Origin of the sequence: Thermomonas sp. (assembly GCF_041905325.1) — a bacterium.
Classification (GTDB): domain Bacteria; phylum Pseudomonadota; class Gammaproteobacteria; order Xanthomonadales; family Xanthomonadaceae; genus Thermomonas.
On record NZ_JAYRLK010000006.1, the window covers coordinates 225,036 to 247,636 of the forward strand.

Annotated in this window: 20 protein-coding genes and 1 tRNA gene; 7 read left to right on the forward strand and 14 right to left on the reverse strand. The window is 69.1% G+C overall.

Annotation, left to right across the window (positions count from 1 at the left end; translation table 11 throughout):
- Positions 1-8: 8 nt before the first annotated feature.
- Positions 9-1,403, forward strand: a complete 1,395-nt coding sequence (locus tag ACE3OK_RS09095) for a dihydrolipoamide acetyltransferase family protein (RefSeq protein ID WP_374249213.1) — start codon at positions 9-11, stop codon at positions 1,401-1,403.
- A gap of 184 nt (positions 1,404-1,587) precedes the next feature.
- Here ACE3OK_RS09095 and ACE3OK_RS09100 read toward each other — a convergent pair whose 3' ends face one another.
- A complete protein-coding gene (locus ACE3OK_RS09100) occupies positions 1,588-2,913 on the reverse strand; it encodes a tryptophan--tRNA ligase (RefSeq protein ID WP_374249214.1) in 1,326 nt (441 codons plus the stop codon).
- A 116-nt stretch (positions 2,914-3,029) separates the two neighbouring features.
- Between ACE3OK_RS09100 and ACE3OK_RS09105 the strand changes: the two genes are divergently transcribed.
- The gene (locus tag ACE3OK_RS09105; protein ID WP_374249215.1) at positions 3,030-3,836 is read left to right on the forward strand and encodes a hypothetical protein; all 807 of its coding nucleotides are present in this window, start codon (positions 3,030-3,032) and stop codon (positions 3,834-3,836) included.
- A gap of 22 nt (positions 3,837-3,858) precedes the next feature.
- Here the strand turns inward: ACE3OK_RS09105 and ACE3OK_RS09110 are convergent, their stop codons facing one another.
- The 8 genes from ACE3OK_RS09110 to ACE3OK_RS09145 all read right to left on the reverse strand — a co-directional run bounded on the left by ACE3OK_RS09110 (position 3,859) and on the right by ACE3OK_RS09145 (position 10,048).
- The gene (locus ACE3OK_RS09110; protein ID WP_374249216.1) at positions 3,859-3,993 is read right to left on the reverse strand and encodes an entericidin A/B family lipoprotein; all 135 of its coding nucleotides are present in this window, start codon (positions 3,991-3,993) and stop codon (positions 3,859-3,861) included.
- Between the two features lie 74 nt (positions 3,994-4,067).
- Positions 4,068-4,991, reverse strand: coding sequence for an arginase (gene rocF, locus ACE3OK_RS09115; RefSeq protein ID WP_374249217.1), 924 nt, complete (start codon positions 4,989-4,991; stop codon positions 4,068-4,070).
- Between the two features lie 56 nt (positions 4,992-5,047).
- A tRNA-Thr gene (locus ACE3OK_RS09120) sits at positions 5,048-5,123 on the reverse strand.
- 78 nt (positions 5,124-5,201) lie between these two features.
- On the reverse strand, positions 5,202-5,855 hold the full coding sequence (locus tag ACE3OK_RS09125) for an SPOR domain-containing protein (RefSeq protein WP_374249218.1): 654 nt from the start codon (positions 5,853-5,855) through the stop codon (positions 5,202-5,204).
- Between the two features lie 9 nt (positions 5,856-5,864).
- Positions 5,865-6,581, reverse strand: coding sequence for a type III pantothenate kinase (locus ACE3OK_RS09130; RefSeq protein ID WP_374249219.1), 717 nt, complete (start codon positions 6,579-6,581; stop codon positions 5,865-5,867).
- Positions 6,578-7,567 carry a bifunctional biotin--[acetyl-CoA-carboxylase] ligase/biotin operon repressor BirA gene (gene birA, locus ACE3OK_RS09135; RefSeq protein ID WP_374249220.1) on the reverse strand — a complete coding sequence of 330 codons (990 nt, stop codon included), beginning with the start codon at positions 7,565-7,567 and terminating at the stop codon, positions 6,578-6,580. Before birA ends, ACE3OK_RS09130 begins: the two co-directional genes overlap by 4 nt.
- Entirely contained in the window at positions 7,564-8,184 is a 621-nt protein-coding gene (gene plsY / locus ACE3OK_RS09140) for a glycerol-3-phosphate 1-O-acyltransferase PlsY (RefSeq protein WP_374249221.1), read from the reverse strand. Before plsY ends, birA begins: the two co-directional genes overlap by 4 nt.
- Before the next feature lie 43 nt (positions 8,185-8,227).
- The gene (locus ACE3OK_RS09145) at positions 8,228-10,048 is read right to left on the reverse strand and encodes a DegV family protein (RefSeq protein ID WP_374249222.1); all 1,821 of its coding nucleotides are present in this window, start codon (positions 10,046-10,048) and stop codon (positions 8,228-8,230) included.
- Positions 10,049-10,176: 128 nt separating this feature from the next.
- Between ACE3OK_RS09145 and ACE3OK_RS09150 the strand changes: the two genes are divergently transcribed.
- Positions 10,177-10,476, forward strand: coding sequence for a hypothetical protein (locus ACE3OK_RS09150; protein WP_374249223.1), 300 nt, complete (start codon positions 10,177-10,179; stop codon positions 10,474-10,476).
- 93 nt (positions 10,477-10,569) lie between these two features.
- Here ACE3OK_RS09150 and ACE3OK_RS09155 read toward each other — a convergent pair whose 3' ends face one another.
- The 5 genes from ACE3OK_RS09155 to dusA form a co-directional block, all read right to left on the reverse strand.
- Positions 10,570-12,018 carry a sensor histidine kinase gene (locus ACE3OK_RS09155; RefSeq protein ID WP_374249224.1) on the reverse strand — a complete coding sequence of 483 codons (1,449 nt, stop codon included), beginning with the start codon at positions 12,016-12,018 and terminating at the stop codon, positions 10,570-10,572.
- A 17-nt stretch (positions 12,019-12,035) separates the two neighbouring features.
- The gene (locus tag ACE3OK_RS09160; protein ID WP_374249225.1) at positions 12,036-12,719 is read right to left on the reverse strand and encodes a response regulator transcription factor; all 684 of its coding nucleotides are present in this window, start codon (positions 12,717-12,719) and stop codon (positions 12,036-12,038) included.
- 51 nt (positions 12,720-12,770) lie between these two features.
- Entirely contained in the window at positions 12,771-13,112 is a 342-nt protein-coding gene (locus ACE3OK_RS09165; RefSeq protein ID WP_374249226.1) for a PepSY domain-containing protein, read from the reverse strand.
- Between the two features lie 115 nt (positions 13,113-13,227).
- Positions 13,228-14,139 (reverse strand): arginine deiminase-related protein, encoded by a 912-nt coding sequence (locus ACE3OK_RS09170; RefSeq protein WP_374249227.1) that lies wholly within the window; start codon positions 14,137-14,139, stop codon positions 13,228-13,230.
- Complete coding sequence (gene dusA / locus ACE3OK_RS09175; RefSeq protein ID WP_374249228.1) at positions 14,126-15,145, reverse strand: tRNA dihydrouridine(20/20a) synthase DusA; 1,020 nt, start codon at positions 15,143-15,145, stop codon at positions 14,126-14,128. The genes ACE3OK_RS09170 and dusA overlap by 14 nt, the downstream gene beginning before the upstream one ends.
- A 74-nt stretch (positions 15,146-15,219) precedes the next feature.
- Between dusA and acnD the strand changes: the two genes are divergently transcribed.
- From acnD to prpF, 4 genes are all read left to right on the forward strand, one after another.
- Positions 15,220-17,832 (forward strand): Fe/S-dependent 2-methylisocitrate dehydratase AcnD, encoded by a 2,613-nt coding sequence (gene acnD, locus ACE3OK_RS09180; protein WP_374249229.1) that lies wholly within the window; start codon positions 15,220-15,222, stop codon positions 17,830-17,832.
- A gap of 84 nt (positions 17,833-17,916) precedes the next feature.
- Complete coding sequence (locus tag ACE3OK_RS09185; RefSeq protein WP_374249230.1) at positions 17,917-19,707, forward strand: diguanylate cyclase; 1,791 nt, start codon at positions 17,917-17,919, stop codon at positions 19,705-19,707.
- 135 nt (positions 19,708-19,842) lie between these two features.
- Positions 19,843-21,279, forward strand: a complete 1,437-nt coding sequence (locus tag ACE3OK_RS09190; RefSeq protein ID WP_374249231.1) for a bifunctional 2-methylcitrate dehydratase/aconitate hydratase — start codon at positions 19,843-19,845, stop codon at positions 21,277-21,279.
- A 61-nt stretch (positions 21,280-21,340) separates the two neighbouring features.
- On the forward strand, positions 21,341-22,522 hold the full coding sequence (gene prpF / locus ACE3OK_RS09195; protein ID WP_374249232.1) for a 2-methylaconitate cis-trans isomerase PrpF: 1,182 nt from the start codon (positions 21,341-21,343) through the stop codon (positions 22,520-22,522).
- The last annotated feature ends 79 nt before the right edge of the window (positions 22,523-22,601 follow it).

Consider the following 22,601-nt stretch of genomic DNA (forward strand, 5'->3'; position numbering starts at 1 on the left):
GACAGTCCATGAGCAAGAAGTTCTACCTCCCCGACCTCGGCGAAGGCCTGCCGGACGCGACCATCGTCGAATGGCACGTGAAAGTGGGCGACGTGATCCGCCTCGACGACAACCTGGTGTCGATGGAAACCGCCAAGGCGGTCGTCGACGTGCCCTCGCCGGTCTCCGGCAAGGTCATCGCGCTGGCCGGCGCGGCCGGCGACGTGATCGTCACCGGCAAGATGCTGGCCGAATTCGAGATCGACCCCAACCTGCCGCAACGCGCGGAAGGCCAGGACACCGGCCACCACCACGGCCCGTCCCACGCCGCCGCAGCCGCTGCGCTTCCTTCTCCCCCGCCTGCGGGGGAGAAGGCGCCGAAGGCGGATGAGGGGGCGCAGGCCGACGCCGGCACCGTGGTCGGCGCGATGCAAGTGGGCAACGCGGTGGTCAGCGAGACGGCCGTGGCCGTCGGCGGCGTCAAGGCGGTGCCGGCGGTACGCGCCACGGCGCGCAAGCTGGGCGTCGACCTGGCCCGCGTGCGGCCCAGCGGCCCGGATGGCACGGTAACGATGCAGGACGTGAAGCAGGCGGCGGCCGACGGCTCGCTGTTGCTCCCCTCGCCCTCCGGGAGAGGGGCTGGGGGTGAGGGTGCGCCGCGCCACGAGCCCTCATCCGCCCTTCGGGCACCTTCTCCCACAGGGAGAAGGGAAGAACAGCAGCGCAGCACCCTGTCGCAGGCCGGCAAGCCGATGCGTACCCAGCCACCGTCGGCCACCCCGGCTTCCGGCCAGCCCGAACAACTCAAGGGCGTGCGCCGCAACATGGCGCGGGTGATGGCCGATGCCCGCGACCGCGTGGTGCAGACCACCCTGGTGGACGATGCCGACCTGCATGGCTGGATTGGCAAGCAGGACATCACCGCCCGCACCATTCGCGCAATTGTTGCTGCCTGCAAGGCCGAACCCGCGCTCAACGCCTGGTTCGACGACGAGAACCTGACCCTCACCAAGCACCCGCACGTCGATCTTGGGCTGGCGGTGGACACCCCCGACGGCCTGTTCGTGCCGGCGCTGCGCAACGCCCACCTGCTGGATGGCCGCGGCCTGCGCGAAGGCATCAACCGCCTGCGCACGCAGGTGGAAGACCGCTCGATCCCGGCGTCGGAATTGACCGGCTACACCATCTCGCTGTCCAACTTCGGCGTGTTCGCCGGCCGCTACGGCACCGTGGTGGTGGTGCCGCCGTGCGTGGCCATCGTCGGCGTGGGCAAGCTGTCGCACGACGTGGTGGCGGTGATGGGCGGCATCGAAGTGCATCGCCGCATGCCGATCAGCCTGACCTTCGACCACCGCGCCTGCACCGGCGGCGAGGCGGCACGCTTCCTGAAGGCGCTGCTGGACGATCTGGGCTTGCCGCAGTAAACCCCGGCAGAGCGCACCCTCACCCCAGCCCTCCCCCGTCAAGGGGGAGGGGGCAAAGCAAGGCACTCTCAAGCCCTTCCCCCTTCACGAGGGAGAGGGCCAAAGCAAATCACGGCACGGCCCTGGCTTCAAAGCCCTTCCCCCTTCACGGGGGAAGGGTTGGGATGGGGGTGCTTTCTTCGCTCTACCCCTTCTCGCCTTCCAGCGCCGCTTCCACGAACGCGGCCAGCGCGGCATTCACCTCGTCGCTGCTCACGCCTGCGCCCAGCGTGAAATCACCGCCGTCATCGTCCAGCGCGCCCTGCTTGATCGAGGCCAGCCGCACGCCGGCATCGCGCGGCGAATCGAAACCGATGCTTTGCAGCAGCACGCGCTCGCCCAGCATCAGCTTGAAATAGAACTTGCCATCGGCTTCGCGGTATTGCTTGAAGGTGGGCAGCGGCGTCGCACTCTTTTTCTCGGGCTTGGCAGAGGCCTGCACCATCTGCGACAAATCCCGCAAACCCACCGCCGCGCGCAGGCGGGCCAGCGCCGGGGTGGCGTGCTGCGCGCGCAGGCGTGATGCGCCATCGCGCAGGATGGCTTCGATCTCGGCGGGCCTAGCCATCAACGCCAGGTACTTCTCGCGCAGCGGTGCGATTTCCGCATCGATGCGCTCGAACAGCTGCGTCTTCGCATCGCCCCAGCCGATGCCGTCGGCAAACGCCTGCGCGAAGGCGCGGGTTTCTTCCTTCGACGCAAACGCCTGATACAACTGGAACACCGCCGAGCCCTCGGTGGCCTTGGCCTCGCCCGGCGCGCGCGAATCGGTGAGGATGCCGGCGATCAGCTTCTTCAATTCGTTGCGCGGGGCGAACAGCGGGATGGTGTTGTCATAGCTCTTGCTCATCTTGCGGCCATCCAGGCCGGGCAAGGTGGCCACGTTGTCGTCGATCACCACGTCCGGCAGCACGAAGTACTGTTCCGAAGCCGGCTCGCCGTACAGATGGTTGAAGCGTTGCGCGAAATCGCGCGCCATCTCGATGTGCTGGATCTGGTCGCGCCCCACCGGCACCTTGTGGGCGTTGAAGATCAGGATGTCGGCGGCCATCAGCACCGGGTACATGAACAAGCCGGCGTTGATGCCGGCATCGTCGTCCTCGCCCTCGGCGCGGTTCTTGTCCACCGCCGCCTTGTAGGCGTGGGCGCGATTGAGCAAGCCCTTGCCGGCCACGCAGGTCAACAGCCAGGTCAGCTCGGGAATCTCGGGGATATCACTCTGGCGGTAGAACCAGTTCTTCTCCACGTCCAGACCACAGGCCAGCCAGGTCGCCGCGATCTCCAGCGTGCTGCGCTGCACCCGCGTCGGATCACCGCACTTCACCAGTGCGTGGTAGTCGGCGAGGAAGTAGAAATTCTCGGCATCGCTGGCCTGCGCGCTGGCCAACGCCGGGCGGATGGCCCCGACGTAGTTGCCCAGGTGCGGGGTACCCGAGGTGGTGATGCCGGTGAGGATGCGGGTCTTGCTCATGCGCGGGGCTGGTTTCGAAACGGATCCGCATTCTAAGCGGTCGCGGCGCAACCCCGTTTTCCTTGCCCGCGCGTTGACAGGAGGGCAGCGCGATCGTCGCGCCTCTGGAGACCGCCATGTTCCGTCAACTCGTGCTTGCCCTTGCCGTCACCGCCGCCACCGGCTGCGCGCTGCCCGCGCAGGGCCGCGATCTCGTCACCCTGGGCGTGGTGGACCGCGACAGCGGCCAGACCCTCCCCGAATACCCCTGGCATGGCCAGCATTGGGTGCCGGGCGTGCCCGGGCATCGCTATGCCGTGCGCCTGACCAACACCACCGGCGAACGCGTGCTGGTGGTGTTGTCGGTGGATGGCGTGAACGCGGTCAGCGGGCAGACCGCCGCCGCCTCGCAGGCCGGCTATGTGCTGGGCCCGTGGGAGTCCACCGACATTGCCGGTTGGCGCAAATCGCTGGATGACGTCGCCCAGTTCGTGTTCACCGACCTGCAAGACAGCTACGCCGCGCGCACCGGGCGCCCGGCCAACGTGGGCGTGGTGGGGATCGCGGTGTTCCGCGAAAAACCGCAGCCGCCGGTGTATTCCGCACCCTATCCAATGCCGGCACCACCACTGGCGGCACGCGAGCAGGCCAGCGACAGCATGGCCAAATCCGCCGCCCCGGCCAGTGCCGGCCGCGCAATGTCGGAAGCGCGGGCGCAGCCGCAACGCATCGGCACCGGGCATGGCGCGCGCGAATGGTCACCGATCGGGCAGACCACCTTCGAGCGCGCCAGCAGCCGGCCGGCACAGGTCAGCCAGTTGCGCTACGAAGACGCCGACGCACTGGTGGCGATGGGGGTGATACCGCCGCGCATCCCCACCTATGCCGGCAGCACGCCGCAGGCGTTTCCCGGCGGGTTCGTGCCGGATCCGCCGCGCTGGTGATCCGCTGCAGGCCGAAGGCGCGTTACTTCTTCGCCGCGCCTTCCAGCTTCTCGCCGGCGCGCTTGATGTCCTTGCCGGCACCGGCCATGGTGTTGCAGGCAGTCAGGGTGGCGCTGGCGAACACCACCAGCACGAGCAGGGCAAGCAGACGCTTCATGGGAACCTCGGGAAAGGGTGGAACAGCCGCCTACATTAAACCGCGATCGAACACGAACTGCGCGTGAATATCGCTCAATCGCGCATCAGGGTGGATTTGCCGAACAGGCTTTCCACCAGATCCACCGCGAGCCGGGCAGTCATGTTGCGGCGATCCAGCGCCGGGTTCACCTCGACGATGTCCAGCGAACCCAGCCGCCCGGTATCGGCCACCATTTCCATGATCAGCTGCGCCTCGCGGTAGTTCACGCCGCCGGGCACGCGGGTGCCGGTACCCGGTGCGATGGCCGGGTCCAGCATGTCCACGTCGAAACTGACATGCAGGTGGGTGTTGTCGTCCACGCCCTCCAGCGCCTCTTCGATGCTGCGGCGCATGCCCACTTCATCGATGTAGCGCATGTCGTAGATATCCAGGCCGTGTTCCTGCACCAGCCGCTTCTCGCCCGGATCCACCGAGCGGATGCCGATCTGCCGCACCTGCCCGGGCGTGATCGCCGGACGCACGCCACTCAACCCCGTCAGCGCCTCCGGGCCGAGGCCGCACAGGCAGGCCACCGGCATGCCGTGGATGTTGCCGCTGGGGGTGATGTCGGACGTATTGAAATCGGCATGCGCGTCCAGCCACAGCACCCGCAACTGCTTGTCGTTGGCACGGCAGTGCGCGGCCACGGCGGCGATCGAACCGATCGCCAGGCAATGGTCGCCGCCCAGCAGGATGGGCAGCCGCCCATCGCGCAATTCGCGCATGCTGGCGTCAAACACCGCGCGGTTCCATGCCACCACTTCGTGCAGGTGGCGATAACCGTACACCGGCGGCGACACCGGGTTGCGCGGCCCCTGCACGTCGCCCAGGTCGCGCACGTCCACCCCGCGCGCGGCGATCGCTTCCACCAGCCCCGCCACCCGCAGGGCCTCCGGTCCCATCGACGCCCCGCGCCGGGAGGCACCGATGTCGGTGGGCACGCCAAATACGGAAACGGGGGGATAGGTACGCATCATGGCGAGGCTGCCGGTCTGGTGCAGGTACCCGCTGCGGGGGCCCGCGAAGCACGAGATGGTGCCGCTTGTCCGAATCGAACGGACGACCTACCGCTTACAAGGCGGTTGCTCTACCTGCTGAGCTAAAGCGGCGCGGGCGCAGATTCTAGCAGGCAGGTTGCGGCCACGCCTTGCCGCGCTTGCCACCCTTGCCACCCTTGCCGGGCATGCTCAGCGCAATGCGGCGCAATCCAGCGGCTGCGCGGGGGCGATGGCCGCCAGCGTGGCGGGGTCGATCGAGGCCGGCAGGCGCGCATCCAGCCAGGCCTGCGCCGACGTGCCGCCCACCGGTTCGGCAAGGGCCTGCACGCCCTTGCCCCGCAACTCCGCCTGCCGTCGCCGGGCCGCGTCTTCACTGCTGAAGCGGCCCAGCGCGATGCTGTTGGCATCGGCGCCCTTGTTCATCACGAACAGATCGGACACGCCCGCCGCCTTGAGTTTGGCGGCCAGCGCCTGCGCCGCTTCCGGGGTGGCCTGCGCAGGCAGGTAGACCTTCCAGCCCCGCGCGGCACGCACACCCTCGGCCTGCACGCGGACCGATACCCCCGCACGTGCCAATGCGCGCTGCGCGGCTTCACGCGCCGGCACGTCGGCAAACGGGCCGAAGCGCAGGCACGCCTCCGCCGGTGTGTCCTGGCGGAGGTCTTGGTCGGGCACAGCGGCCGGTGCGGCAGCGGTGGCCGCCGGCACGCCGGCTTCGGCCAGCAACCGCAACGCGGGAGCCGTCGACGCGGCAACCGGCTTGGCCGCCGGCTGGAACACCCACCAACCCGCCGCCCCCAGGTTGAGCATCACGAGCATGACGATGGTGGCGCGCAGCAGCATGGGTGCAGTTTATGCGATCTGCAGCGCGTGCCAGCGCGCCATTCCCTGCAACACCAGGTCCGGTGCCCAACGATGCACCGGCAGGCGCTCGCGCAGCGCTTCGGCTCCGCCGCCGTGCAGCCACAGGCGCACCGGCTGGCCCAGCAAGGCGTGTGCCGCATGCAGGCTTTGCTCGACGAGGGCCAGGGCGGCACCCTCGCAACCGGAGGCCAGTGCGTGGCCGGTGTCGTCACCGAATTCGGCATACGTGCCGCCACTGGCCGGCAACTGCGCGGCGCGGGCGTGCAGGCATGCCCGCATCAGCTGCGGCGAGGGCGCGATGCGGCCACCGTGATGGCGGCCGCCGGCATCCAGCACGTCGACGGTCAATGCCGTGCCCACCCCGACCAGCAGCGCTGCCTCGCCGGTGCAGGCCCCCAACAGGGCCAGGAAGCGATCCACGCCGAGATGGGCGGGCTGCGCGTAGGCGATCCGCAGCGGTCCCAGTGCCGCCTGCGTGCGCACCTCGCGTACCTGCGCGAACCGCGACGCCAAGGCATCCGCCAGTGCCTGCCGGTGCGCGGCGGGCGCCACGCTGGCCAGGCAGGCCACGCGGCCCACCGGCAGCGCGTCGAGCCAGCCGCCGTCGTCGTGCGCGCACGCGACTACCGGGCCCAGCTGGCCATCTGCCAGCAACGGGGCATATTTCACGCGGGTATTGCCGAGGTCGAACAACCACGTCGTCATGGCCGCACGCTCACGTCGCCCGCGTGCACATGCCGCAATACGCCTTGCGCATCGCGGACACGCAAGGCGCCATCGTCGGCAAGGCCCAATGCCTGCGCCTGCCAATGGCCGGCAGGCGTCTCGATGCGCAGGTTGCGCCCGGCCAGCGCATCCAGCGCGGCATAGCGCGGCAGGAACGCCGGCAACCCCTGCGCCTCGAACACGTCCAGGGCCGGCAACAGATGCGCCAGCAGCACCGTCGCCAGCGTGTTGCGCGCCGGCGGCACCGGCAGCAGGCCGGCCAAATCGGCCCAGGGCTGGTCGATGCCGGCCGCGTACGCCGGCGGCATCCGCACGTTCAGCCCCAACCCGACCACCGCGCGCGCACTGCCGGCGACTTCACCGCCGCCCTCGATCAGCAGGCCGCCCAATTTGCGCAGCCCGCCGGCCTCGATGACCACCAGGTCGTTCGGCCATTTCAGCCGTACCTGCACCGCCCCCAGCGCATGCAGCGCCTCGACGCTGGCCACGCCCATCGCCAGGCTCAAGCCCCCCAGCCGCGCCAGCCCGCCGTCGAAACAGCGCGCCAGCGACAGGTACAGGTTGGCCGCCAGCGGCGATGCCCAACTGCGCCCGCGTCGCCCGCGCCCACCGGTCTGGCGTTCCGCCAGCAACACCGCGCAGCCCTGCGCGGGTGGCGTGCGCCGCAGCAATTCGCTGTTGCTGGATTCCAATGTCCACGCCACTTCCAGCCCGGCCAGCCGGGCCTGCACGGCTGCCGGCAGGGCGGCGCGAATGGCCTCCGGTTCCAGCAAGTCGAGCGGGTGGGCCAGGCGATAGCCACGCCCGGCTTCCGCCACGATCCCGATGCCCGCCTGGCGCAATGCTTCGATCCGCTTCCACACCGCCGCCCGGGTCAACCCGGCCTCGCGGGCCAACGCATCGCCGCTGGCAGGCCCGGCCGCCAACCGCTGCAGCAGGGCACGTTCGTGCAATGCCGCACTCATGCCCGCATCCGCCAGCGGTGCAACAGGCGCGCTTTTTCGAAGCGGGATTCCTGGCCCCGCCACACCCGCACCAGATTGGCGCGGTGGGTGAAGGCGATGAACAGCGCCAGCCCCGCCGCGAAGACCGCCTGCGGCGACGACATCCCCTGCCATGCGCCCCACGCCGGCAACACTGCGGCCGCCACCACCGTGGCCAGCCCGACATAGCCGCTGGACAGCAGCACCAGCAGCCACGCCAGCAGCAACGGCAGCAACGCCCACGGCCACAGCACCAGCAAGCCGCCGACTGCGGTGGCGGCACCCTTGCCGCCACGAAATCCGTGCCAGACCGGCCAGACATGGCCCACCACCGCCAGCGCCGCCGCCGGGTATGCCCATGCCGGCGCAAATCGCAGCGCCAGCCACGCCGCCAGCACACCCTTGCCGATGTCGATCACCACCACCCCCAGCGCGAAACGCGCGCCCTGGGTGCGGAACGCATTGGTGCCGCCGGCATTGCCGCTGCCCAGCGTGCGCACGTCCACGCCGCGCAACCGGCCCAGCAGCAAGCTGCCCGAGAGCGAGCCCAACAGGTAAGCGACCAGCAGGATGGCAACAACGATCGGCGACACTGTCATCGCGCCATGATACGCAAGCGCGGCCACCATCCACGCGGCATGCTCAGGCCACCGGCGCCGGCTGCAAACCCACCACCAGCGCGCCCTGCCCGGCGTGCGCACCGATCGCCGGCCCCACTTCCACCAGATGCGCTTCCACCACCGGCAGGCGCTGCCGCAACGCGGCCAGCAGGCGCTGGCCGTCCGCAAGTGCATCGGCATGGCCCACGATCAACCGCCAGCCCGTCGCCGCCGGCATGCGCCGGGCCACGAACCGCGCGAACGCCTCCGGTGCGCGCCGGCGTGCAAACAGGCCACCCGCCACTTTCAACACCCCCTCCGGCGTCATCTTCGCCACCGGCACCAGCCCGGACGCGCGCACCAGTACGCCGGCCCAGCGCGGGATGCGGCCACCGCGCACGGCATGCGAAATGTCGCGCGCCAGCGCGAACATCCGCGTCTGCGGCCGCAACCGCGCCAGTTCGGCCTCGATCGCATCGGCGTCCATGCCCGCCTGCGCCAGTTCGCCCGCGCGCCAGGCCAGCAACGCCTGCCCGGCGGTGGCATTGCCGGTATCGAAACACCGCAACGGCCGGCGTTGCCCGCGCGCCGCCGTTTCCGCCGACTGCAAGGTGCCCGACAACGGCCGCGACAGCCCCACGTACACACCCGCGGGCTGGTGCCCCAGCACATGCTCGAACACGCGCCGGAAATCCCCCGGCGGCGGCTGGCTGGTCTGCGGCAGTTGCGCGCAGCGGGCCATGCGCCGGTAGAACTCGGCGGCACTCAGGCCCAGCCGATCCAGGTAGTCGCGCCCGTCCAGGCTCACCCGCACCGGCACCACGTGGATGCCATGCCGGTCGGCCAGCACCGGCGGCAGGTCGGATGCGCTGTCGGTGATGATGGCCACCTGCGCGGGGGTCTCCACGCTGCGTTGTTGCAGCAGCATGTCGTCGGCCTTCATCGACTCCACCCGGCCGACGCGGGCGGCGGTGTCGAACAACTGCTGCGGCTGCCCGGCGTGCCCGTGCACGCGCACGCGCCGGCTGCTGCCGGCCACCACCAGCGAGTCGATGCCCTGCGCCAGCAACGCCACGCGCAGGGCGTCGCGGTCGATGCCTTCGCCGACGACCAGGCATTCGGTGCAGTAGCGGCGCTGCGGATCCACGTCCTGATGCAGGTGCGGCACCTCTTCCGCATCCACCGCAGGCATCACGCCCACTGGCCGCGGCAGGCGACCATCGCCCTCGGCGTAGGCGGCCATGCCTTCCAGCCAATCCACGAACCCGCGCGCGCCGGCGTCCACCACGCCCGCCTTCTGCAACACCGCCATCTGTTTCGGCGTGTCCTGCAGCGCTTGCCGGGCGCGCTGCAAGGCGTGGTCAAACGCGGCACGGGCATTGCTGCGGTGCTGCCGTGCACTGTCCCCCAGCGCCTCGGCGAAGGCCGCCATCACGCTGAGGATGGTGCCCTCCACGGGTTGCGCCAACGCCGCCCGCGCGCTCTCCGCGCCCCGTCGCACAGCCTCCGCCAAGGCCGTTGCATCCAGGCTGGGCAATGCACGCACGTGCTCGGCCGCGCCCACCAGGAACTGCGCCATGATCGCGCCGGAATTGCCGCGTGCACCATCGATGGCATCGTTGCCCACGCGCTGCAACAACTCGCCGGCATGCACGCAGCGGCGGCTCAGTGCGCCGTTCAGCACGCAGCCCAGGGTGGACGCCAGGTTGCTGCCGGTGTCGCCGTCCGGCACCGGGAAGACGTTGATGCGGTTGAGCTCGTCGCGGGCGGCGATCACCCGCGCGGCACCGGCGATCAACGCGCGCCGCAGGGCGGCAGCGCTCAGGGACGGCAAGGGCGGTAGTGGCAAGGTGGCGGTGGTCATGACGGCAGTGTGCCGGTCACGCCCCCGGCGTGGTTGCTGCATCGCAACAGGGGGGGCTGGCGGTGGCCTGCTATAGTCGCCTGTGGCTGTCCGTGCCACGCGGCAACCGTCCTCCCCAGGTGACGCCCATGCGCCTTCCCACGCTGCAACAACTGCTGGTTGGTTTCGCCCTGCTGGGCAGCTGCACCCATGTCGCAGCCGCCGAACTGCGCCACCTGCCCGCCGAACCTGCGGTCAATGCCGATGCGGCGACCGGCCAGATCGACCGCATGGAAGAAGCCGACATCGACGGCGCGGTGGCCGCCAGCCATGCGCAACGCCCGCAACGCGCACGCACGCAGGCCCCTGCCCCGGCCGCGCGTACCGCCGGCGACACTCGCGCCCTGCCCTCGCGCTTCCACAGCTTCCTGCCGGGCATGTTCCGCTAAGGAAGGCCTGAACAACGCCATCCGGGCGTTGCCAGCCCACGGGGCACGCCTCCCCGCACGCCGAAACATGCCTGCGGTGGCACCGGCCAGACACTACAAGCCTGCTGGCAATTCCGCCTCGAAGCGCGCGCCACCCAGCTCCCGCGAGCGGCCCACGTGCAACTGGCCGCGATAACTCTTGAGGATGTCCTGCACGATCGACAGGCCGATGCCGTGGCCCTGCACGCGCTCGTCGCCGCGCACGCCACGTTGCAACACGAAGGCGATGCGGTCGTCGGCGATGCCGGGGCCGTCGTCCTCCACCACGATCAGCAGGCCGGCGCGGCGACCGGCGGCCTGCGGGCCTTCCGCCACGGTCAGCAACACTCGCGATTTCGCCCACTTGAAGGCGTTTTCCAGCAGGTTGCCCAGCAGCTCCTGCAAATCACCGGTCTCGCCGTGGAAGCGCGCCTCGGGGGCGATCTCGAATTCGCACAGCACGCCCTTCGCGGCATAGACCTTTTCCAGCCCGACCACGATCTGCTCGGCCTGCGGCTCGATTTCAATCGGCGCGGCGAACAACTGATGCCCCGAACGCGCCGCGCGCGCCAGCTGGTAGCTCACCAGATCGTTCATCCGTCGCAGTTGCGTATCCACTTCCCCGCGCAGCTCGGCTTCGCCGGTGCCGCTGTCGAGCCGCGTGCGCAGCACCGCCAGCGGCGTCTTCAGGCTGTGCGCCAGATCGGCCAGGGTGTTGCGCTGGCGCTCCAGGTTCTCGCGTTCGCTCTGGATGAAGGCGTTGATGCTTTCGGTCAGCGGCTCCAGTTCGCGCGGGTGCGCCTGCCCCATGCCGGCGGCGGCACCGGATTGCACGCGCTTGAGCTCGTCGATCACGTCGCGCAGCGGGCGCAGGCTCCAGCGCAGCACCAGCATCTGCAGCAACAGCAACACCACGCCGGCACCACCGAGGTAGCGCCACAGCGCGGCGCGGAAGGCCGCCACCTGCCGTCCCAACGCGGTGCTGTCTTCGAGGATGTAGACGGTGTAGGGAATCTCGTGTGCCTGCTCGGCACCATCGCTCAAGGCCAGGCCATAGCCGAACCGATAGACCTGGCCCGGGGTGCCGTTGATCTGGGTCAGCGGCAACGGGCCTTCGAACACCTGCCGCCCGGGCGCCAGCATCGCGCCCTTCGGCAACCGCGGGCCTTGCGCGGAGTCCGATTCCCAATCATTGCCCTGCTGCATCACGATCTGCGCATACAGTCCGCTGCCGGGCCGGCGGAAGCGCGGATCCGGCGGGTCCCACGGCGGGATCACGCTGCCGTCGCGGGCGAAATCGCTGTTCGCATAGGCCAGTGCATAGCTGTGCAGGCGCTCGCGCAAGCCGCTCTGCGCGGTGCTCTGGAACGCGCGATCAAGTGCATAGCCGGCAAGGGCAAGGAAGGCGACCAGGCCCAGGCTGGCCGCCCACAGCTGGCGCGACTGCAGCGAGCGCGGCTGGGCGATGCGCAGCCGCCGCGACGGGGCGGCGGTGGCGACGGGTTCAGGCGCTGCGGCGGTCATGCCCCGTGGTCAGGCGCTCACTCGCCGCTGCGCGCGATGGCGAAGCGATAGCCGCGCCCGCGCACGGTCTCGATCGGCTTGAGCGCGCCGTCGGGGTCGAGCTTCTTGCGCAGGCGGCCGATGAAGACTTCCAGCACGTTGGAATCGCGGTCGAAATCCTGCTGGTAGATGTGCTCGGTGAGGTCGGCCTTCGAAACCAGCTCGCCGGCATGCATCATCAGGTATTCCAGCACCTTGTATTCGTAGCTGGTCAGGTCGACGTTGCTGCCGGCGACGCTGACCGTCTGCGCGGCCAAGTCCAGGTGCACCGGGCCGCATTCCAGCGTGGGCTTGCTCCAGCCGGCGGCGCGCCGCACCAGCGCGTTGATGCGCGCCAGCAATTCCTCGACGTGGAAGGGCTTGACCAGGTAGTCGTCGGCGCCCTGCTTCAGGCCGTCCACCTTGTCTTGCCAGCTGGAACGCGCGGTCAGGATCAGCACCGGGAACTTGCGGCCTTCCGCACGCAGCGCCTTGATCAATTCCATGCCGCTCATCTTCGGCAGGCCAAGATCGATGATGCCGACATCGAACGGCACCTCGCGCCCCATGTACAGGCCTTCCTCGCCATCCTGCGCGGCATCCACCGCATAGCCTTCACGCTTCAGGCGCGCGGCCAGGGTCTCGCGCAACGGGGCCTCATCTTCGACCAGCAGGATACGCATGGACACTCCTTGGATAACGAACGAAAGCGTCGAGCACGCGCCTGCGCGCGCTCAATCCTCATCCCCGTCGCGCTTGGCCCGTTGTGGCTGGCCGCCGGCACGCGCCGGTTCCTGCATGTACACCCGCACCCGGCCCTGATCGTCCACCACCTTCACCCGGTGCATGTCGCGACCGTCGTACTGGATGCGCTCGGCCGACAGCACCTCGCCGCGGGTATCGCGCTCCACCCGGCGCACCGCGTCGGACAGGCTGTCCCGCGTTGGCGGCGGCCGGTCCTGGCCACGCTCGCGCGGCAGTGGCGGCATCTGCTGCGCCCACGCCGACGCCACCGGCAGCGCCGCCAGGATGGCGACGGCAAGCAGGTTGGGTAGTGCGATCGAAGTGCGGGACATGGCGTGCGACGCTGATCTGCAAGAGACGTGGGCATTCTTGGAAACAGGGGGTGAACCCCCCCTGAAGTTTCCTGAACAGGATACCGCTTCGTTCAGCGTCCTGCCGCCGGCCGCTTCAGAAAATTTCGCCGACGCAGCAGCGCAGCGAACCACCGGCCGCCTCGATCGCATCCAGTGCCACCGTGCGCACGCTGAAGCCGGCAGCGGCCAGCACATCGCGATGCTGCGGCAACAAGGCGCGCCCGGCATCGGCGCTCATCCACACCACATCGCGGCTCACCGCGATGCAGTTGCCGACGAACGCTGCGTGTTCGGCATCACTGCACAGCACCGCATGCGGCGCATACAGTTGCGCAATGGCTGCGGCCACCGGCTGCCGGGCAAAGCCCTTCGGGCACACTACCGCCGCTCGCCCGGCCAGCACCGCCAGCACCACGTTGGTGTGGTATTCGCCGGGCGCAAGGTCGAAGCACAGCGTCGCACGCAGGCCGAAGGCGTCGTGCATCAGCCGCGCGCCTTCTTCGTCGCAGCGTTCGGACAGGCCGCAAAAGCCCAGCCCGCGCGCGCGGTCGATCACCAGCGCGCCAGTGAGTTCACACGGATGCGCCTGCGGCGACAAGTCGACTTCCTCGCGCCCCAGCACGTTGCGGAAGAAGCCGCGAATGTCGTCACGCGCGGCTTCGCGCTGGCGCACTTCGTGGCGCATGCGGCCGATAATGCTGCGGCCAGCCGCAGTGCCGAACACGTTGTTGGGAAACAGCGCATCCGGCGTGTCCTCGCGGCCGGCGAAGCAGACCGTCGGCACCACCGATGACAACGCACGTTGCAAATCACGATGCTGCGCGGACGCACGCACGGCATCGAAGGCGGCGGCATCGGCCATGTACGCATTGTCTTGCGCCGACTGCTCGGCCAACGCAAATCCATCGGGGGCAATCAGGAACGTGGCGCGTGCCGTGGCGGGGCCGAAGTCGGTCGTCGCCTGCTGGAAGAAGGTGGAAAACGCGGCAACATCACGGGTGATCATGCGAAACGGGCTCTCGTTCGGTGAGGGAAATGGCGTGCTCGACCAGCGCCCAGCCGGCACCGGGCTTGTGCGCGCCTTCGCTGAGCACTTGGCGAAAGGCGCGGCCACCGGGCTGGCCTGCGAACAGGCCCAGCAGATGGCGCGTGATGTGTTTGAGGAAAACGCCCTTGGCCAACTGCGCTTCCACATAAGGTCGGTAGGCGCGCAGCAGATCCGCACGCGAACGCAATTCGCCGCCAAACCAGCGCACATCGAGCTGATGCAGCAGATACGGCGTGTGGTACGCGGCCCGGCCCAGCATCGCGCCATCGACATGGACAAGATGCTGCGTGGCCTCCTCGGCATCGGCGATGCCGCCGTTCACCAACACCTGCAGCTGCGGGCGCTCGCGCTTGAGGCGGTAGGCCCAGTCGTAGCGCAGCGGCGGCACTTCGCGGTTTTCTTTCGGCGACAGCCCTTTCAGCCATGCGTTGCGGGCGTGCACCACGAACATTCGGCAGCCGGCCTCGGCGACGATGTCGATGAAGCGTGCGAAACGCTCCCACTCGTGGTCATCATCTACGCCGAGGCGACATTTCACGGTGATCGGAATCTCCGGCGCTGCCGCAATCATTGCCGCCACGGAGTCGGCCACCAGCGCAGGTTCGCGCATCAAACAGGCACCAAAGCGCCCCGCCTGTACGCGGTCAGACGGGCAACCGCAGTTGAGGTTGACCTCGTCATAGCCCCAATCGGCGGCAATCCGCGCCGCCTGCGCCAACAGCGCCGGCTCGCTGCCGCCCAGCTGCAGCGCCACCGGATGCTCGCACGGGTCCATCGCCAGCAGCCGCGCGCGGTCGCCCAGCACCACCGCGTTGGCATGCACCATTTCCGAATACAGCCGCGCCCGTGGCGCCAGCAGCCGGTGGAACACGCGGCAGTGCGAATCCGTCCAATCCATCATCGGGGCGACGGACAGGCGCAACTGGTCGGCGGGAATGGCGGGGGAGGCGTTCACGCGGTGCATTGTACGGAGCCGGGAGCAACCCCAGCCGGGATGCGCGACAATGACGCATTCCGGCATCCCGTCCAGCACGCCCCATGAACAACAGCTACCGCAAATACCTGCCCGGCACCGCCCTGGACTATTTCGACGCCCGCGAGGCGGTGGAGGCACTCAGGCCGGGGGCGTGGGCGCAGCTGCCGTACACCGCGCGGGTGCATGCCGAGAACATCGTGCGCATGGCCGAGCCGGTGGATATCGCCGCGTGCCTGGCGCAGTTGGTCGAGCGCCGCCGCGACATGGATTTCCCGTGGTTCCCGGCGCGGGTGGTGTGCCACGACATCCTTGGCCAGACCGCGCTGGTGGACCTGGCGGGGCTGCGCGAGGCGATTGCCAGGCAAGGCGGCGACCCGGCGCAGGTCAACCCGGTGGTGCCGGTGCAATTGATCGTGGACCATTCGCTGGCAGTGGAAGCGCCCGGTTTCGACAAGGACGCCTTCGCCAAGAACCGCGCGATCGAAGACCGCCGCAACGCCGACCGCTTCGACTTCATCGAATGGTGCAAGCGCGCGTTCGACAATGTCGACGTGATCCCGGCGGGCAACGGGATCATGCACCAGATCAACCTGGAGAAGATGTCGCCGGTGATCTACACCCAGGACGGCGTGGCCTTCCCCGACACCTGCGTGGGCACCGATTCGCACACCCCGCACGTGGATGCGCTGGGGGTGATCGCGGTGGGCGTGGGCGGGCTGGAAGCGGAAAGCGTGATGCTGGGGCGGCCGTCGATGATGCGCCTGCCCGACATCGTGGCGGTGGAGCTGGCCGGCAAGCCCGGCCCCGGCATCACCGCCACCGACGTGGTGCTGGCGCTGACCGAGTTCCTGCGCCAGCAGAAGGTGGTGGGCGCCTACCTGGAATTCCGTGGCGAGGGCGCCGCGGCGCTGACCATCGGCGATCGCGCCACGATCTCCAACATGGCCCCGGAATACGGCGCCACCGCCGCGCTGTTCTTCATCGACGACAACACCCTGGACTACCTGCGCCTGACCGGCCGCGACGACGCGCAGGTGGCGCTGGTGGAAACCTACGCGCGCACCGCCGGGTTCTGGGCCGACGACCTGGCGCATGCGCAGTACGAACGCACCCTGCATTTCGACCTGTCCAGCGTCACCCGCACGCTGGCCGGCCCCAGCAACCCGCACCGCCGGCTGCCGGTGGATGCGCTGGCCGAGCGCGGCATCGCCGACGCCGCCAAGCTGGATGCCGCGCGCACCGAAGAGGCCCATGGGCTGATCCCCGACGGCGCGGTGATCATCGCCGCCATCACCAGTTGCACCAACACCTCCAACCCGCGCAACGTGATCGCCGCCGCGCTGCTGGCGCGCAATGCCAACGCGCGCGGGCTGACCCGCAAGCCGTGGGTGAAAACCTCGCTGGCGCCCGGCTCGAAGGCGGTGGAGCTGTACCTGAAGGACGCCGGCCTGCTGGACGAACTGGAGCAGTTGGGCTTCGGCATCGTCGGCTTCGCCTGCACCACCTGCAACGGCATGAGCGGCGCGCTGGACCCGGCGATCCAGAAGGAAGTGCTGGAACGCGACCTGTACGTCACCGCCGTCTTGAGCGGCAACCGCAACTTCGACGGCCGCATCCATCCGTATGCGAAGCAGGCGTTCCTGGCCTCGCCGCCGCTGGTGATCGCCTACGCGATCGCCGGCACGGTGCGCTTCGACATCGAGAAGGACGTGCTGGGCGTGGACGCCGCCGGCAATGACATCCGGCTCAAGGACATCTGGCCGTCGGATGCCGAGATCGACGCGGTGGTGAAGGCCAGCGTGAAGCCGGAGCAGTTCCGCCGCATCTACGGGCCGATGTTCGCGCGTGGCGGCAACGTGGCCCGCGCCAAACCGCTGTACGACTGGCGACCGCAATCCACCTACATCCGCTGCCCCCCGTATTGGGAAGGCGCGCTGGCCGGCGCGCGCACGCTGACCGGCATGCGGCCGCTGGCGGTATTGCCCGACAACATCACCACCGACCACCTGTCGCCCAGCAACGCCATCCTGCGGTCGAGCGCGGCAGGCGAGTACCTGGCGCAGATGGGCCTGCCGGAAGAAGACTTCAATTCCTATGCCACCCATCGCGGCGACCACCTCACCGCGCAGCGCGCCACCTTCGCCAATCCCAAGCTGCTCAACGAGATGGTGGTGGTCGATGGTGCGGTGAAGCAAGGCTCGCTGGCGCGCGTCGAACCCGACGGCCAGGTGATGCGCATGTGGGAGGCCATCGAAACCTACATGCAGCGCAAGCAGCCGCTGTGCATCATCGCCGGCGCCGACTACGGCCAGGGCAGCTCGCGCGACTGGGCCGCCAAGGGCGTGCGGCTGGCCGGCGTGGAGGCCATCGTGGCGGAAGGCTTCGAGCGCATCCACCGCCAGAACCTGGTCGGCATGGGCGTGCTGCCGCTGCAATTCCTGCCCGGCACCACCCGCAGGACACTGGGCATCGACGGCAGCGAAACCTTCGACGTGCGCGGCCAGCGCGCGCCGGGTGCCACGCTGACGCTGGTGATCCACCGCACGAACGGCGACAGCGTGGACGTGCCGGTCACCTGCCGGCTGGATTCCGACGACGACGTGACCACCTACGAGGCCGGCGGCGTGCTGCAACGGTTCGCGCAGGATTTCATGTCCACGTTCGCCCCCGTGTAAGCCGCCCCCTCGTTTTCCGGCGCGAACCACGGCATCATCGGGTGCGAACAAGCCCCTGCGACCGCAGGGACGGTGGAGCTTGTCTTGCAGCACAACCGGCGCGGGCCAGCACGCAACAGGCAACGCCGCGGGCACTGGTTCGCGGCACGACGCCCGCTGGCCAGGCACCCCGCCCGGCCCGCACCCGCCCCGGCGCAGCCCTTCGACGGCATCTGGCAGGCCGTGCTGGAAGCCACCCAGCAAGGTGCCTGGGACTACGACGCGCGTGCCGACATCGTGCGTCATTCGCAGTTGTGGAAGGCCCTGCTGGGCTATGCCGACGAACCCGTCGGCAATACGCTGGAGGCATGGATGCAGCGCATCCACCCGGATGACGTGGCGCGGGTCCGCGCCGACATGGCCAGCCACTGGCGTGGCGACGTGCCGTTCTACGAGAACATCCACCGCGTCCGTCATCGCGACGGCAGCTACCACTGGGTCCTCGATCGCGGCCGGGTGGTGGAACGCGCCGCCGACGGGCACCCGCTGCGGATCATCGGCACCAAGCTGGAAGCCAGCCAGCGACAACTGTTCCAGCTGCAATTGGATCAACTGGCCGAAAACGTGCCGGGCATGCTGTACCAGTACCAGCTCGACCCCGATGGCAGCAGCCATTTTCCCTATGCCAGCGCGGGCGCGGTCGACATCTACGGCCTGACCCCGGACGAACTGCGCACCGACGCCGGCAAGGTGTTCGAACGCCTGCATCCGGACGATCGCGAGCGCGGCATCCCCGGCATCCAGGCCTCGGCGCGCACGCTGGGCATCTGGCAGGCGGAGTACCGGGTCAACCTGCCCGGGCGCGGCGAACGCTGGCTCAGCGGCTATGCCAAGCCGCAGAAACTCGACAATGGCTCGGTGCTCTGGCACGGCTACATCCGCGACATCACCACCGACAAGCAGCAGGAACTGAAACTGCGGGACACCGAACGCCTGCTGCAGCGGCTGATGAACGAGATGCCGATCGGGCTGTGCCTGGTGGACGAAAGTGGCCACTTCTACTTCCGCAACCGCCGCTTCCACGACTACTTCGGCTTTCCCGACGACGTGCCGCTGGACCTGCCGCAGTGGTGGCGGGAAAGTTACCCGGACCCGGATTACCGCATCGTGGCCATTCGCGACTGGCGCGAGGCCACGGCGCACGCCCGCAACCATGACGGCGAGATTCCGCGCAAGCATTACCGCATCACCCTGCGCGACGGCAGCGAACGCATCATGGCCATCGGCGGGTTGACCTTCGGCAACCATTTCATGGCCACGTTCGAAGATCGCACCGAGCAGCAGGCGCAGAGCGAACGCCTGCAGCAGTTGGCCTACATCGACGGCCTGACCGGCATCGCCAATCGCCGCCATTTCGACGAAACCCTGCTGGCCGAATGGCGGCGCTGCCAGCGCAACGGCAAGCCGCTGTCGCTGCTGATGTTCGACATCGACCATTTCAAGGCCTACAACGACCTGTACGGCCACCAGCAGGGTGACGAATGCCTGCAAGCGGTGGCCGCCTGCCTGCACGCCGGGTTGCTGCGCGCACAGGATCTGGCCGCGCGTTACGGCGGCGAGGAATTCGTCTGCCTGCTGCCGGAGTGCGATGCCAGCGGCGCCCTGCGGCTTGCCGACAGCCTGCGGCAGTCGGTGCAGGCGCGGGCGCTGGCGCACGCCGGCTCGCCGGTGGCCCCGGTGGTCACCGTCAGCGTAGGCGTGGCCACCCGCCTGCCCACATCGGAGGCAACGCCGGACACCCTGATCGCACAGGCCGACCGCAACCTGTATCGCGCCAAGCGCGGCGGCCGCAACCGGACCAATGCCGACGGCGACGACAACCCAGGGAAGCCCTGAACAAGCCGTCACTCCCGCGATGGCGGGAATGACGAACGATAGCGACGTGTTCCAAGACTGCCTGGAAGGCTTCACGCGGGCTGCGCAACCCCGCGCGCACACTGGCCGCCTCCTGCACGCGCGGACCGCCCTTCCATGTCCATTGGCGATGACAACACCCGTCCCGGCTGGGATGCGGAACTGCTCCAGATCACCCGCTACCTCCACGATTTCGAACCGGTCTCCCCGCTGGCGTGGCAGACCGCGCGCCACATGCTGATCGACTCGCTGGGCTGCGCGCTGGAGGCACTGGAATACCCCGCCTGCACCAAGCTGCTGGGCCCGCTGGTGCCCGGTGCCACCCTGGCCAACGGCGCACGCGTGCCCGGCACCGCGTACCAGCTCGATCCGGTCAAGGCCGCGTTCGACATCGGCGCCACGATCCGCTGGCTGGACTACAACGACACCTGGCTGGCGGCCGAATGGGGCCACCCCTCCGACAATCTCGGCGCCATCCTGGCCGTGGCCGACTGGCGCAGCCGCAACGGCGCCGCATTGACGATGCGCGACGTGCTGGAGTGCGCGATCAAGGCGCATGAACTGCAGGGCATCATCGCCATCCGGAACTCGTTCAACCAGGTCGGCCTGGACCACGTGGCGCTGGTGAAGCTGGCGTCCACCGCCGTCACCTGCAAGCTGCTGGAACTGGACCGCGAACGCACGCTGGCGGCGCTGTCGCAGGTGTTCGTGGATGGCCAGAGCCTGCGCACCTACCGGCACGCACCCAACACCGGCTCGCGCAAGAGCTGGGCGGCGGGCGATGCATGTGCGCGCGCGGTGCGGCTGGCACTGATCGCGCAGACCGGCGAGATGGGCTACCCGGGCGCACTCACCGCCCCCGCGTGGGGCTTCTACGATGTCTCGTTCCAGGGCCGGCCGTTCCGCTTCGACCGCAACTTCGGCAGCTACGTGATCGAAAACGTGCTGTTCAAGATCAGCTACCCGGCCGAGTTCCACGCGCAAACCGCGGTGGAGGCGGCAATGACCGTGCACCACGCGCTCAAGGCGGCAGGGCGCCGCGTGGAGGACATCGAGAAGATCGTCATCCGCACCCATGCCGCGTGCCTGCGCATCATCGACAAGCACGGCCCGCTGGACAATCCCGCCGACCGCGACCACTGCATCCAGTACATGGTGGCGGTGCCGCTGCTGCTGGGCCACCTGACCGCCGCCGACTACGAAGACACGGTGGCCGCCGACCCGCGCATCGACGCGCTGCGCGCCCGCATCCGCTGCGTGGAGGAGCCGCAGTTCACCGCCGACTACCACGACCCCGACAAGCGCAGCATTGCCAACGGCCTGACCGTGCATTTCAACGATGGCAGCGTGCTGGACGAGGTGCTGGTGGAATACCCGCTGGGCCATCGCCGCCGCCGCGCCGACGGCATCCCGCTGCTGGAGGAAAAATTCCGCCGCAACCTGGCACGGCGCTTCGATGCCGGGCGCCAGCAGCGCATCCTCGCCGCGGCACTGGACCAAGCCACGCTGGAAGCGATGCCGGTGCGCGACTTCATGGACCTGCTGGCGGGCTGACATTCGCACCGACGGCGGCAAGCGGTGAAAATGGTGGTCCGCACCCACTGCAGGCACCCCCATGTCATCGCTTCCGCAACTCCGCATCCCCGCCACCTACATGCGTGGCGGCACCTCGAAAGGCGTGTTCTTCAGGCGCGACGACCTGCCGGAAGCGGCGCGGGTGGCGGGGCCGGCGCGCGATGCGCTGCTGCTGCGGGTGATCGGCTCGCCCGACCCCTACGGCAAGCACACCGACGGCATGGGCGGGGCCACCTCGTCGACGTCCAAGTGCGTGATCATCGCCGCCGCCAGCGTGCCCGATCACGACGTGGACTACCTGTACGGGCAGGTCAGCATTGACACCGCGTTCGTGGACTGGTCCGGTAACTGCGGCAACCTGAGCACCGCGGTCGGCCCGTTCGCCATTGCCAATGGCTTCATCCCCGCCGAGCGCATCCCGCGGGACGGCACCGTGACCGTGCGGGTGTGGCAGGCCAACATCGGCAAGACCATCTTGGTGCAGGTGCCGGTGCGCGACGGGCAGGTGCAGGAGACCGGCGATTTCGAACTGGATGGCGTGACCTTCCCCGCCGCCGAGATCGTGCTGGAGTTTGTCGATCCTTCCGACGACGAAGGGGAAGGCGGCTCGATGTTCCCCACCGGCAATCTGATCGATGATCTCGACGTGCCGGGCGTGGGCACGCTCAAGGCGACCATGATCACCGCCGGCATCCCCACCGTGTTCGTCAACGCCACCGACATCGGCTTTGCCGGCACCGAGCTGCAGCCGGCGATCAACGAGGACAAGGCGGCGCTGGCGAAGCTGGAGGCGATCCGCGTGGCCGGCGCGCTGCGCATGGGGTTGATCAAGACGGCGGCAGAAGCGGCCACCCGCCAGCACACGCCGAAGGTCGCCTTGGTTGCGCCGGCGCAGGACTACACCGCGTCCAGTGGCAAGCACATCGCCGCCGATGCCATCGACCTCAACGTACGCGCGATGTCGATGGGCAAGCTGCACCACGCGATGATGGGCACCGCCTCGGTGGCCATCGCCACCGCAGCGGCGGTGCCGGGCACGCTGGTGAACATCGCGGCAGGCGGCGGCAGCCGCGAACGGGTGTGCTTCGGCCATCCGTCCGGCACGCTGACGGTCGGCGCGTCCGTCGATCAGGTCAACGGGCAGTGGGCGGTGACGCGCGCGGTGATGTCGCGCTCCGCGCGGGTGCTGATGGAAGGCTGGGTGCGGGTGCCGCAGGGCTGACGGCATGACGCGGGGAGCGCCAGCGAGCCTCCTCCTTCCGCGAATGCCCCCCGGCAGCGGCCTTGCGCCCGCGGCCTCC